This window comes from bacterium (genome assembly GCA_018830565.1).
Taxonomy (GTDB): Bacteria; UBA9089; JAHJRX01; order JAHJRX01; family JAHJRX01; genus JAHJRX01.
In genome coordinates, this window is sequence record JAHJRX010000049.1 from 1 (window position 1) to 12,157 (window position 12,157).

Annotated in this window: 13 protein-coding genes; 12 read left to right on the top strand and 1 reads right to left on the bottom strand. The window is 34.0% G+C overall.

Features of this window, described 5'->3' with window-relative positions; genetic code table 11:
* The first annotated feature begins 243 nt into the window (after positions 1-243).
* The 12 genes from KJ849_04380 to KJ849_04435 all read left to right on the top strand — a co-directional run bounded on the left by KJ849_04380 (position 244) and on the right by KJ849_04435 (position 11,720).
* Positions 244-1,311: a hypothetical protein gene (locus tag KJ849_04380; protein MBU2599795.1), complete on the top strand. Its 1,068-nt coding sequence runs from the start codon at positions 244-246 to the stop codon at positions 1,309-1,311.
* Between the two features lie 34 nt (positions 1,312-1,345).
* A complete protein-coding gene (locus KJ849_04385; GenBank protein ID MBU2599796.1) occupies positions 1,346-2,074 on the top strand; it encodes a fibronectin type III domain-containing protein in 729 nt (242 codons plus the stop codon).
* 4 nt (positions 2,075-2,078) lie between these two features.
* On the top strand, positions 2,079-3,041 hold the full coding sequence (locus tag KJ849_04390; GenBank protein MBU2599797.1) for a GDP-mannose 4,6-dehydratase: 963 nt from the start codon (positions 2,079-2,081) through the stop codon (positions 3,039-3,041).
* Positions 3,042-3,217: 176 nt separating this feature from the next.
* Positions 3,218-4,207 carry an SDR family NAD(P)-dependent oxidoreductase gene (locus tag KJ849_04395; protein MBU2599798.1) on the top strand — a complete coding sequence of 330 codons (990 nt, stop codon included), beginning with the start codon at positions 3,218-3,220 and terminating at the stop codon, positions 4,205-4,207.
* 9 nt (positions 4,208-4,216) lie between these two features.
* On the top strand, positions 4,217-4,921 hold the full coding sequence (locus tag KJ849_04400; GenBank protein MBU2599799.1) for an NTP transferase domain-containing protein: 705 nt from the start codon (positions 4,217-4,219) through the stop codon (positions 4,919-4,921).
* Between the two features lie 31 nt (positions 4,922-4,952).
* Positions 4,953-5,684: a sugar transferase gene (locus KJ849_04405; protein MBU2599800.1), complete on the top strand. Its 732-nt coding sequence runs from the start codon at positions 4,953-4,955 to the stop codon at positions 5,682-5,684.
* A gap of 171 nt (positions 5,685-5,855) precedes the next feature.
* The gene (locus tag KJ849_04410) at positions 5,856-7,238 is read left to right on the top strand and encodes a diguanylate cyclase (GenBank protein MBU2599801.1); all 1,383 of its coding nucleotides are present in this window, start codon (positions 5,856-5,858) and stop codon (positions 7,236-7,238) included.
* Positions 7,239-7,420: 182 nt separating this feature from the next.
* Positions 7,421-8,449: an HD-GYP domain-containing protein gene (locus tag KJ849_04415; GenBank protein ID MBU2599802.1), complete on the top strand. Its 1,029-nt coding sequence runs from the start codon at positions 7,421-7,423 to the stop codon at positions 8,447-8,449.
* A gap of 171 nt (positions 8,450-8,620) precedes the next feature.
* Positions 8,621-8,812 carry a hypothetical protein gene (locus KJ849_04420; GenBank protein ID MBU2599803.1) on the top strand — a complete coding sequence of 64 codons (192 nt, stop codon included), beginning with the start codon at positions 8,621-8,623 and terminating at the stop codon, positions 8,810-8,812.
* Positions 8,813-8,838: 26 nt separating this feature from the next.
* Entirely contained in the window at positions 8,839-9,321 is a 483-nt protein-coding gene (locus tag KJ849_04425) for an Lrp/AsnC family transcriptional regulator (protein MBU2599804.1), read from the top strand.
* 3 nt (positions 9,322-9,324) lie between these two features.
* Positions 9,325-10,488, top strand: a complete 1,164-nt coding sequence (locus tag KJ849_04430) for an aminotransferase class I/II-fold pyridoxal phosphate-dependent enzyme (GenBank protein MBU2599805.1) — start codon at positions 9,325-9,327, stop codon at positions 10,486-10,488.
* The gene (locus KJ849_04435) at positions 10,485-11,720 is read left to right on the top strand and encodes a serine hydroxymethyltransferase (GenBank protein MBU2599806.1); all 1,236 of its coding nucleotides are present in this window, start codon (positions 10,485-10,487) and stop codon (positions 11,718-11,720) included. The genes KJ849_04430 and KJ849_04435 overlap by 4 nt, the downstream gene beginning before the upstream one ends.
* A gap of 8 nt (positions 11,721-11,728) precedes the next feature.
* Here the strand turns inward: KJ849_04435 and rpmB are convergent, their stop codons facing one another.
* Positions 11,729-11,920, bottom strand: coding sequence for a 50S ribosomal protein L28 (gene rpmB / locus KJ849_04440; GenBank protein ID MBU2599807.1), 192 nt, complete (start codon positions 11,918-11,920; stop codon positions 11,729-11,731).
* Between the last annotated feature and the right edge of the window lie 237 nt (positions 11,921-12,157).

The following is a 12,157-nucleotide window of genomic DNA, read 5'->3' on the forward strand; positions in this document are numbered from 1 at the left end:
AAGAAAGGTGCATATTCTTCCATTGGATCACCCTTGGAGGAAGTTTAAAATAAACCCATATAAAAGATCATTTTTATCTAATACAAAATAGGACATTTCTATTTAACGGAAAACAGGACATTTTCATTTTGCTGTTACAATATTGAAAAAAGTATTACCGAGGTCATTTTTTTAATTTTTCACCTTGTTATTTTTTATAACAATGTGGTATACTAATAGTAGTTTTAAAGATTTGGAGGATTTATGATCAAGAAATTTATAAAGATATTCATCTTGATAGTTATTTTGATAGTTATTTCTTTTCTCTTGACTTCACCTTCTTTTGCTCAAAAGAAACCTATTCGCATGGCCATTATTGACTTAGATGCCCAAGGTGTTCCTCAAGAGATAGCTAACTCTTTAGCGGAAGTTCTTCGCTCTGCTTTTGTTGGTTACCCAGAGTTTGAGATCATTGAATACAGCAAGATGAGAGAGATCTTAAAAACACAGGCTTTTCAACAAACTGGTTCTACTGATACTGCCTCTATGACAGAGCTTGGAAAGATCTTAAATGCCCAGAAAGTAGTTTTGGGGTCCATAAATGCAATTGGTAAAAAGTATCTTATTGTCTTAAGAGTAGTCGATGTAGAATTAGGCAAGATTGAGATGGCTCATACTGAGGAGCTTATTTGTGAACTGGAGGAGCTAACTACCTTAGTTAGGAATACGGGGATAGGTTTAGCCAATAAGATCTTAGGTGTTTTACCGGTAGAAAAACCAGCCGCCAAAGAGATAAAAGAGATAGTTAAAAAAGAAGGGCCGGTTAAAGTGGAAGAAAAAGCTCCTCAGATATTAAAAATGAAGATTCGAGAAGGAGCTAAGACCAAAGGAATTGCTTTTGCTCGTTCCTTTATTCTTCCTGGTTGGGGGCAATTTTATAAAAGGCATTACTTTAAAGGAAGCGCTATCTTAATTATAGACACGATTGCTATCTTGGGAGCTATAGATGCAAAGAAAAAATACACTACAGTAAATAAAGAATATCAAGAGGCTCAAAAAAAGTACGACCAAATGGTGAGAGAAAATTATCCTTTTGACCAATTTTTAAGTGATGATCTTAATATAAAGTATCAGGAAGCCAAAGATGCTTCTAAAAATATTCAAGGGCCTATGACTATAGGGATAATTGTTTATGCTTATAACTTAATTGATTCCTTATTAGGTTTTCCTTTGCCTGAAGATATAATTTACACGACTAAAAACACCAAAGACTGGAACCTTTCTTTAGATTTATTAGTTGAGCCAAAATTAGTGATAACTAAGAAATTTTAACTATTCTTTTTTACTTTAAAGGAGGTTGTTGAAAATGTTTACTCGACAAAGTAAATTAATCTTATTTTTTACTTTAGTTTGCTTATGTTTTTTTCTCTTTAATTGTGCTAAAAATCCAGTAGAGCCAAATTTTAATCATCCTGATGATTCTCGTAATCCATCAAATAATCCATCAAATCCACCTCCACCAAATCAACCCACGATCCAACTATCTCCTCCCGCCCCCATAAATTTTAATTCTGTAGAATTAAAATGGACTTGTTCCAATATGGATCCTAATAAACTTAAACACTTTGAAATCTGGATGGGTACTTCCCCTGGTAATTACCAGCTTAAAGGAAATAGTGGCAAAAATACTTCCTTTCAGGTTAGTAATTTAACTCCTAATACAAATTACTTCTTTGTCATCAAGGCTATAGGATATGATGGTGGTATCTTGGCTATGAGTAACGAGGTTTCGTTTAATCTCCCAAATCCACCCACGATCCAATTACTTCCTCCCACCCCCATGGGTTTTAATTCTGTAAGGTTAGATTGGACTTATTCCAATATAAATCTTAGTGAAATTATGTACTTTGAAATCTGGATGGGTACTTCCCCTGGTAATTACCAGTATAAAGGAAATAGTGGCCAAAATACTTCCTTTCAGGTTGATAATTTAACTCCTAATACAACTTACTACTTTGTCATCAAGGCCATAAAAATTGATAATACTAGTTTTAAAAGTAACGAGGTTTCATATTTTTATGCCATAGGAAATTAAATTAATGAAGGTTTTAATTACCGGGATAAATGGTTTTACAGGTGAACATCTGGTAAGATACCTATATAAAGAAGACCCCGAGGTAGAAATCTATGGTTTTATAGAAAGAGGTGGAGAATTTCTTCATCTTGAAGAAAAGTGGGTAAAAAAGATAAGATTATTTGAAGTAGATATTACTAACTACCGGGAAGTAACTGGACTTATCTCAAGTATCCTTCCAGAAAAGATATTTCATTTAGCCGCGATAACTTTTGGACCTACGGTAAAGAAAAATCCTCGCTTTGCCATGGAGGTTAATTTTTTTGGCACTAAGAATATCTTAGATGCTGCCTTAGAAGCTAAAATAAATCCCTTAATTCACGTGGCTACTTCCAGTGCTGAATATGGCTTAGTCTATGAAGAAGAAAATCCCGTTACCGAAAAAAATGTCCTTCGGCCCATGGATTTTTACGGAGTAACTAAGATTGCTCAAGATATGGTAGCTTATCAATATTTTAAGACTTACCAGTTACAGATTATTAGAACTCGATCCTTTAATCAAACCGGCCCAGGAGAGCGAAAGGATTTTGTTTGTTCTAATTTTGCTTATCAAATTGCTCTTATTGAAAGAGGAAAGCAAGAACCAGTAATTAAAGTAGGAAACTTAGAAGCTAAAAGAGATTTTATCGATGTCAGAGATGTAGTTAAAGCTTATTATTTAATTATGGAAAAAGGAGAAAGAGGAGAGGTTTATAATGTCTGCTCTCATAAAGCTTATGCCATTAAAGAAGTCTTGGATATCCTCTTGAAAATGAGCCGGTGCGAGATAGAAGTTAAGGTAGAAAAAGAACGGTTTCGGCCTTCAGATGTGCCTATTCAAGTAGGGAGCTATGAAAAACTTAAATCCCAAACAGGATGGAAGCCAGCCATTACTTTTGAAAAAACTTTAAGAGATCTCTTGAATTATTGGAGGGATAGGCTAAAATAAAGGTAATTGTTTAGCCGTCAGTAGTCAGCTAAAACTAATAAAATCAGGTAGTAGTGTCTCAAATATATTTCTCTTGCCTTAATGGACTTATTCCTAATAAAACTAAAGGCTGAGAGCTGACACCTGAACGCTGACAAATAACCTATTAAGATTACTGATTTTAGAGGAGGTAAGATTTGGATTGGAAGAATGAAAAGGTATTAATCACAGGAGCAGGAGGGTTTATTGGCAGCCATTTGGCGGAAAGATTAGTGACCTTAGGGGCCAAGGTAAAAGTCTTTATTCGTTATAATTCCCGAAATCATCAAGGATTTATTGAAGGTTTTAAACCTCAAATAAGAGAAAAGATAGAGATTGTGGCTGGTGATTTAAGGGATGCTCAAGCTGTTAAAGAAGCCAGCAAGGAAGTAGATATTATCTTTCACTTGGGTTCATTAATCTCCATTCCTTACTCTTATTTACATCCCAGCGAAGTAGTAGAGGCTAATGTCTTAGGTACTTTAAATGTCTTAAATGCGGCCAGAGAAAATAAATCAAAAAGAGTAGTCCATACTTCGACCAGTGAAGTTTATGGTACGGCTATTTATGTTCCCATAGATGAAAAGCACCCTTTGCAAGGACAATCTCCTTATTCAGCCAGTAAGATTGGAGCAGATATGTTAGCGGAAAGCTTTTATCGGGCTTATGATTTACCAGTAGTAACGGTGAGACCTTTTAATACTTATGGTCCCAGACAGTCAGCCCGAGCCGTTATTCCTACCTTAATTACTCAAATTATTGCTGGAAAAGATGTTTACTTAGGAAGCACTAAACCCATCAGAGATCTTAACTATGTTTCAGATACGGTGGAAGGATTTATTAAGATAGCGCAAGCCCCTAATATAGAAGGAGAAGTAATTAATATTGGCTATGGCAAAGGAATCTCAGTGGGCGAATTAACTGATAAGATTATAAGTTTAATTGGTCGAGAAGTAAAGGTGATCTTTGATGCCTCGAGAATAAGACCCTCCAAGAGTGAAGTAGATAGATTAATTGCCAATAATGAAAAAGCTAAAAAATTGACCGGGTGGGAACCTCAGGTTTCTTTAGATGAAGGGCTGAGGAGAACCGTGGATTGGATTTCAGAAAATATAGCTCTTTATAAACCAAGTGTTTACAATGTTTAGGAGATAAAAATGAAGGCTGTGATTTTAGCAGGAGGATTCGGGAGTAGGCTTCGACCTATTACTTACTCTATCCCCAAGCCCTTACTTCCCGTGGGGAGAAGGCCTATTATGGAGATTCAAATTGATCAATTAAGAAAAGCCGGGTTTAATAAGATCTATGTAGCTACAGGATACCGAAGCGAACTAATCGAAGCTTATTTTAGAGATGGAAGTAGTCTGGGGGTAGAAATTACTTATTCTAAAGAAACCAAGAGATTAGGAACAGCTAGTCCTATTAAGTTATTAGAAGAATTCTTAGATGAACCTTTTTTAGTCTTAAATGGGGATGTGCTTCTGATTAGAGAAAACTTTAAGGATATTTATGACCATCATCTTAACTTAAATTATGAGATGACCATTTGTCTTAAAGATTATGAGGTGGTCGTTCCTTATGGAGTAATAGAGATTAATGAAGGCTATGTTAATGCAGTCAAAGAAAAACCAATCTTAAAATACCACATTGCTGCCGGGGTATATGTCTTAAATCCTTCTCTTTTAGAATACCTCCCTAAAGATACTTTTTATGATATTCCTGATTTAGTAAGGAATCTTTGTAGTCTTAAAAAGAGCGTTGGAAGTTATATCATTAAAGGTGATTGGATAGATATCGGAAGAGAAGAAGATTACGAAAGAGCATCTTTGGAAGTTATGAAGTGGGAAAAGGAAGATCTTTAAGAGGTGATAAGTTTAAGAGGTAATAAGAGAGATGCAAAAGAATGACTATCTCTTAGCTAAAGAGAAATTTACCTTTGGAGAATACGGAGAAGTTACGGAAAGATTCAAGCAGGTCTTGAATGAGTTTAAAGAGAGGGAGAAGTTAGAGCCCATCTTTAATATTTGGGAAGTAGGAATTAAGAGAATAATCGATTTATTTTCTTCCTTATCAGGAATTATTATTCTTTTGCCATTCTTGGTAATTGCAAGCTTAATTATTAAGCTTGATTCTAAGGGACCTATATTTTTTAAACAAAGGAGAGCTGGTTATCGAGGAAAGGTCTTTTATTGTTATAAGTTTCGCTCGATGCGGATAGATGCTGAGGCAAAAAAGGATGGATTGAGAAAAGAAAGCGAAGTAGATGGGCCAGTCTTTAAGATTAAGAAAGATCCTCGGATGACCAAGGTAGGAAGATTTATTCGTAAAGCCAGCATTGATGAGCTTCCTCAACTCTTTAATGTCTTAAAAGGAGAGATGAGTTTAGTAGGGCCACGTCCTTTGCCGATTGAAGAAGTAGCTAAATTTGAAAGATGGCATTTAAAACGTTTAAGGTCTGTCCCTGGACTTACTTGTATTTGGCAAGTAAGTGGCAGGAATACGATTAGCTTTGATGATTGGATGCGGATGGATATTGATTACATAGATAATTGGTCAATCTTTTTAGATTTTAAACTTTTACTCCAAACTATTCCCACGGTAGTCTTTGGCACGGGAGCAAGTTAAATTATAAGATTCTCATTTTAAACAGTTTGGCCAAGTAAATCATTGAGATAATCTAGGATTTCAAGTAATGTTTTTTCGCAAGCTTGTTTTGCTTGGTGTTTGGAATTGGTAATTTGAAATTTTAACATTTTTTTCAATCTTAATTTATTTGAGTATATCAAAGAAAGGTTTATGAAAAAAAATAAGGACATTTCAAAATTGTTTCATTTTTGTTTAGTTAGTATCTTTTTAATCATTACTTTTTTATTATATTATACTTCTTGGAGTGGCATTACTTATCTTTTTGCTTCTCCGGCTTTATATATTATCCCAGTGGTAATGGCGGTATTATTATGGAGCTTAAAAGAAGGAGTAGTAGCCTTGTTTTTAGCTTTGTTAGCCGTAGCTCCTCTCTTTTTTTATAAGATCCAGACCGGAGAAGTTAGGGAAAGTATCATCATCTTGAGCGAGGTAACTTTACTCTTATTAGTAGGTATCTTTTTTATAGAGTTTATAAAAAAGAGGATTAAAGAGATTACTAAAAGTGGCGGCATTGAAACTATTACTCAAATTACAGTGGATAAAGAAAAAGAGGCAGAAAAACTTTTAAAAAGTATTAGAAATCTTCATCAAATTGCTTTATCTTCAGTCTCCATCAAGGAAGAAGACTTTAAATTTATCTTAGAAGATATTATTGATTACTTTAAAAGCCGCTGTTGTGTAATCTTGTTAAAAGATGAACCTACGGAAGACTTTTACTTTAAGTATTTTGCCGGGGATACAAAAGAAGCAGAAAAGATCTTTAAATCTAACTTAGGAAAAGATATGAAGAGCTTTATCATAAAGACCTCTGGTCATATTATGATCGGAGATATTTGTGAAGATATTAGATATCGAAGTTTTTCTCAAGCTTTAGTCAGAAGCATCTTATGTGTCCCCATGATCTTATATGGAAATATTATCGCCTTAATGTATGTAGATAGTCCAGTAAAAGATACTTACCAAGAAAAAGATGTGGAGGTTTTGTCCTTATATGGAGAGTTGCTGACCTTGTTCTTTAAAGCAGAACACCTCCAGGATAAATTAGAAGAAGTCTCTATCTATGACGAAACTTCAGATCTAATGAGTTTAAGTTATTTCCAACAAAGATTGGATGAAGAAGTTTCTCGCGTCGATAGGTATGGCGCTAAATTAGTCTTAGTTTTAGCTTCAATTAAAATAGTGACCGAAAAGGAGATGCCTTCTTTCATTACTGATGATCTTCTTTTAAAAGATCTAGCTAAGATATTCTTAAAATGTGTCCGACAAGGAGATATTTTAGCTCGATATAAAAGTTCTTCTTTTGCGGTAGCTTTAATAGATTCTAGTACTAATTTAGCTTTTATCTTTGCAGAGCGGGTTCAAAAGTCTATCTTAGAATATTTAAACGACAAGAATTTAAGTAAAAAAAACTCTGTCAATATTGGTATTGGAAAATATAAGACTGGATTAAATAAGAAGGAATTCTTAAGAAAACTTGAAGAAATTACCGAAAAAGCTCATTTGGAAGAAGGAAATATCTCTGTTCTGGAGTAGTTTTTCTTGACCAAAGATAGACCTAAAAAGACCAGTATTGATAAAGAATGCTGGTCTTTTTAGTTTTTATGGTAGTAGTTATTAATTAAAATTGGCATAGTTATTTGGGCAAGCTTATATAGTCAACAGTTAATCATTATATTGTTGGCCACGTTGTTAACCTAAGACACAAGGAGAAATAGATGAGCGAAGACAAAATATGGGAAGTTAAGAGAATTAAGTATAAAGGTCAGGTTGAAGAGAGTATTTCTTCTAAAAAGGAAAAAGGCCCTCGCCTCATAAGGAACAAAAAAGTAGTGGCCAAGATAGAAGAAATTCCTAAGGTTATTTCCAAAGAAACAAAGAAAGAAGCGATAGATCATGTCTCCAAAGTCATGGAAGATATTAAGTATGGAAGAACAATTAATGGTCAAGAAACAAAAAAGGCTATGAAGGGCATGATTAAAGAGCTTACAGAGAACAAAGAAGCTATGTTAGAGTTAGAGAAGATTAAAGAATATGATAAATATACCTTTACTCACTCCTTAAATGTATGTATTCTCTCTTTATTAATTGGTCTGGAATTAAGATTAAGTCAAGACCAATTGGAAGAATTAGGGGTAGGGGCGCTCCTCCATGACGTAGGAAAGACTTTTATTAATAATAATATCATTAATAAAGAAGAACATTTAGATAGTAGAGAGTATGAGGAAATTAAAAAACACCCTTTATATAGTTATAAGATTATCTCTCAAGATCAATCTATTGGTGAAATGCCAAAGATTATTGCTTATCAACATCACGAAAGATATAATGGCTTCGGTTATCCTCAAGGGTTGAAAGATACTAAGATTAACAAGTATGCGGTAATGGTTTCATTAGGAGATGTTTATGATGCTTTAATTGCCGATCGCGTTTACAAAAGAGGACTTTTACCTTATGAAGCAATGAAGATTATTATTGGTTCAAGTGGAACAGATTTTGATCCTAATATTACTTCTTCTTTTGTCAGATGTATGTCTATCTATCCTTCAGGAAGTTTAGTCCGGTTAAACACTGGAGAAATTGCGATGGTGGTTAAGGTTAGCAAGCAATCGATTATTAGGCCTTTCATCAGAATAGTCTTAGATTCTCAAGGAGAAATCTGTAAAGAAACGATAGAGATTGACTTAATGAAGGACGATAAGCATTTTATTATAGGGGCAGTTGATGTTGACATCTTCTCTAAATGACTTTAGGAGATTATTAACAGAAGATTTGGATAGGTTGGTTTAATCTTAATTTAAAAAAGAAAATTTGTTGTTAAAAAATATAGATTATGGTATACAAAGTTTACCTTAATGGTTATTTTTTAAGTATTTTCGTTAATAGCTACTATAAGTTTTTTCTAGTCAGGAGGCTTTTTGTCATTAAATTGTTGTAAAAATTGCGAAAATTTTTTTCATTGTGAAAAAAAGTGGGTTTTAGGAGAGAGAGGAATTAATTCTTCTTGCTGTCTAGAATGTAAAGATTTTAAGATTTGCTTAGTCGGTAATATTAAAGAACGATGGAAGATTATCCATGAAAATGAAAGTAATCTAAAGTCTTTAGAATGAAAAAAGATGAAGATGAGGGGTAAAAAATGAAGGATATATTAAAGATTTTGTCTAAAAACGGAAAAGAAAGATCAGAAAACATTGCTGCTATGACCGGCAAGACTAAAGAAGAAGTAGAAGCCTTAATTAAAGAGATGGAAGAAAAAAAGATTATCATTAAGTATAAAACCTTAATTGATTGGGAAAAGATTAGCGAAGAAGTGGTTTATGCTTTTATTGAAGTGAAAGTTATTCCAGAAAGAGATGTAGGATTTGATGCTGTAGCCAGACGAATTTATAGCTATCCTGAAGTTCATGCTATGTATTTGATGGCTGGTACTTATGACTTTGCGGTAGTTGTCTCTGGTAAGAGCATGAAAGAAATTGCTTATTTTGTAGTAGAACGATTAGCTACTATTGAGCAAGTTCAAAGTACCGCTACTCATTTTGTTCTTAAAAGATACAAGGTAGATGATGAAATTATAGTTCCCCTGGAAGAAGAAGATAAAAGATTAAAGGTAAGTTATTAAGAAATGAAGAAATTATTAAGTCAAAGTGTTTTAAGTATTCCACCTTCCGGAATAAGACGATTTTTTGATATTATAGCTACTTTAGATGATGTGATCTCTTTAGGAATAGGAGAGCCAGATTTTGACACGCCGTGGCATATAAGAGAGCTAAGTATTTATCACCTAGAGCAAGGATATACTAACTACACTTCAAATTCTGGATTAATAAAATTAAGAGAAACTATTAGTCAGAGACTAAATAAAGATTACCAATTAAAGTATGATCCGGTAACTCAAATATTAGTTACGGTAGGGGTAAGCGAAGGATTAGACTTAGCTTTAAGAGCTATCTTAAATTTAGGAGATGAGGTCATTGTCCATGAGCCATCTTATGTTTCTTATAAACCTTGCATTATTATGGCTGGTGGAGTTCCAGTGGTAGTAGAGACTAAATTAGAAGATGATTTTCAGTTAAAAGCAGAAGAGATAGAAAAAGTAGTTACTAAAAAAACCAAGGCCCTGATTATTTCTTATCCCAACAATCCCACGGGAGCAATAATGGAGAAAGATAGATTATCAAAGATTGCTCAAGTAGTAAAAAAACATAATCTCTTAGTTATTGCTGATGAAATATACGAACATTTGACTTACGAAGGTAGCCCCACTTGTTTTGCTGCTTTACCAGAAATGAAAGAACGAACTATCTTATTGAATGGATTTTCTAAGGCTTATGCCATGACCGGGTGGCGAATTGGGTATGCAGCTTCTCATCAAGATATTATTGAAGTTATGACTAAGATTCATCAATACACGATGCTTTGTGCCCCTATTATGGGACAACAAGCAGCGATAGAAGCTCTTAAAAATGGGTACTTTCATAGGCAAGATATGATTACTGAGTATAATCAAAGGAGAAGATTAATCATCAAGGGATTAAATGAAATTGGCTTAAACTGCTTTACGGCCAAAGGTGCCTTCTATGTTTTTCCCTCGATTATAAATTCTACCTTAAATGATGAGGAGTTTGCTGAAAGACTGCTCTTAGAAGAAAGAGTAGCCGTAATACCAGGAGGAGCTTTTGGAAAGAGCGGCAGAAGTTTTATTCGTTGTTCTTATGCTACTTCTTTAGATAAGATAGAAGAAGCTCTGGAAAGAATACGAAGATTTTTTAATAGGTATAAAAGATGAATAAATTATGGCAAGTAGACCCTGAAGTAGCCAAGTTAATAGAAAAAGAAAAAGAGAGACAAGAAGAGAGATTAGAAATGATTGCCTCAGAAAATGTAGTTAGCGAAGCAGTGCTTCTAGCCCAAGGTTCTATTCTTACCAATAAGTATGCAGAAGGATACCCAGGCAGGAGATACTACGGGGGTTGTGAAAATGTAGATACGGCTGAAGTCTTAGCTCAACAAAGAGCTAAGATTATCTTTGGAGCGCAGCATGTCAATGTCCAACCTCATTCAGGATCACAAGCTAATATGGCTGTTTATTTGAGCATGTTAAAGCCAGGAGATAAGATCTTAGGATTAGACCTTACTCATGGAGGACATTTAACCCATGGAAGCACCGTTAATTTTTCTGGAATATTATACCGAGCAGTTACCTATAGATTAAGGAAAGAAGATCAATTGATTGATTATCAAGACATGGAAGAGATAGCTCTTCAAGAAAAACCTAAAATGATTATCGCTGGGGCAAGTGCTTATCCTCGAACCATAGATTTTCAAAGGTTCCAAAGTATTGCTCAAAAAGTTGGGGCATACCTAATGGCTGATATTGCTCATATTGCAGGACTTGTGGCAGCTAAATTACACCCAGATCCAGTGCCTTATTGCGATTTTGTAACCACTACTACCCATAAAACTCTTCGGGGTCCACGAGGTGGAATAATTATGTGCCGGGAAGAGTACGGTAAGCTTATCGATAAGGCAATCTTTCCAGGAATTCAAGGTGGTCCTTTAATGCATATTATTGCTGCTAAAGCGGTGTGCTTAAGGGAAGCAATGACTGAAGAGTTTAGAGACTACCAAAAACAAGTTATAAAAAATGCTAAAGTCTTAGCCAAAGAGTTAAATAATTATGGCTTTAATTTAATTACTGGCGGAACAGATAACCATTTAATTTTAATAGATCTAAGAAATAAAAATATTAATGGTACTCAAGCAGAGAAGATGTTAGGAGAATCTAATATTACGGTAAATAAAAATACGGTGCCTTATGATACAGAAAAAGCTTTTGTTACCAGTGGCATTCGATTAGGTACCCCCATCTTGACTTCTCGGGGTATGAAAGAAGAAGAGATTAAAGAGGTTGCTTACTTAATAAATAAGGTAATATCTTCAATAGGCAAAGAAGATATTACTCTTCAAATAAAGAAAGAAGTAAAAGATTTATGTAAAAGATTTCCTTTATATAACTAAAGGTATAATCAAGCAACTCTTGATACTTTTTTAGACCGTAGGCATTTAGTGCAGACCTTAAGGTGGGTGGTAGATTTATTTACCACAGTCTTTATTTTTTGTAAATTAGGTATCCAACGACGTTTAGTCTTTCTATTAGAGTGACTAACTTTATTTCCTGTCAAAGGACCTTTTCCGCAAATCTCACAAACTTTAGCCATTTTTAACCCCTCAATAATTTCTTGCCAGTTTTTTTAATTTAAAGTAAGTTGAAGTTTACCATATAATAAAGATATTATGCAACTAATTTTTTACTTTGGGAAAATTCATTAATGTTTCTATGAAAATCGTAAAAATTAGGTTAATCTGTTTTGTAAAATCTTATAATTAGAATGGCTGGAATTTTCATATCAAGGCTTGACTTAGGTATTATATTATGATAATTTTATAATAAATAT

What these genes read in the sequence shown, in the direction of transcription:
- KJ849_04410 (MBU2599801.1), top strand. Translation starts at nt 5,856, where the DNA reads ATGAAAAAAAATAAGGACATTTCAAAATTGTTTCATTTTTGTTTAGTT.
- KJ849_04435 (MBU2599806.1), top strand. Translation starts at nt 10,485, where the DNA reads ATGAATAAATTATGGCAAGTAGACCCTGAAGTAGCCAAGTTAATAGAA.
- KJ849_04380 (MBU2599795.1), top strand. Translation starts at nt 244, where the DNA reads ATGATCAAGAAATTTATAAAGATATTCATCTTGATAGTTATTTTGATA.
- KJ849_04385 (MBU2599796.1), top strand. Translation starts at nt 1,346, where the DNA reads ATGTTTACTCGACAAAGTAAATTAATCTTATTTTTTACTTTAGTTTGC.
- KJ849_04400 (MBU2599799.1), top strand. Translation starts at nt 4,217, where the DNA reads ATGAAGGCTGTGATTTTAGCAGGAGGATTCGGGAGTAGGCTTCGACCT.
- KJ849_04430 (MBU2599805.1), top strand. Translation starts at nt 9,325, where the DNA reads ATGAAGAAATTATTAAGTCAAAGTGTTTTAAGTATTCCACCTTCCGGA.
- KJ849_04390 (MBU2599797.1), top strand. Translation starts at nt 2,079, where the DNA reads ATGAAGGTTTTAATTACCGGGATAAATGGTTTTACAGGTGAACATCTG.
- KJ849_04425 (MBU2599804.1), top strand. Translation starts at nt 8,839, where the DNA reads ATGAAGGATATATTAAAGATTTTGTCTAAAAACGGAAAAGAAAGATCA.
- KJ849_04415 (MBU2599802.1), top strand. Translation starts at nt 7,421, where the DNA reads ATGAGCGAAGACAAAATATGGGAAGTTAAGAGAATTAAGTATAAAGGT.
- rpmB (MBU2599807.1), bottom strand. Translation starts at nt 11,920, where the DNA reads ATGGCTAAAGTTTGTGAGATTTGCGGAAAAGGTCCTTTGACAGGAAAT.
- KJ849_04405 (MBU2599800.1), top strand. Translation starts at nt 4,953, where the DNA reads ATGCAAAAGAATGACTATCTCTTAGCTAAAGAGAAATTTACCTTTGGA.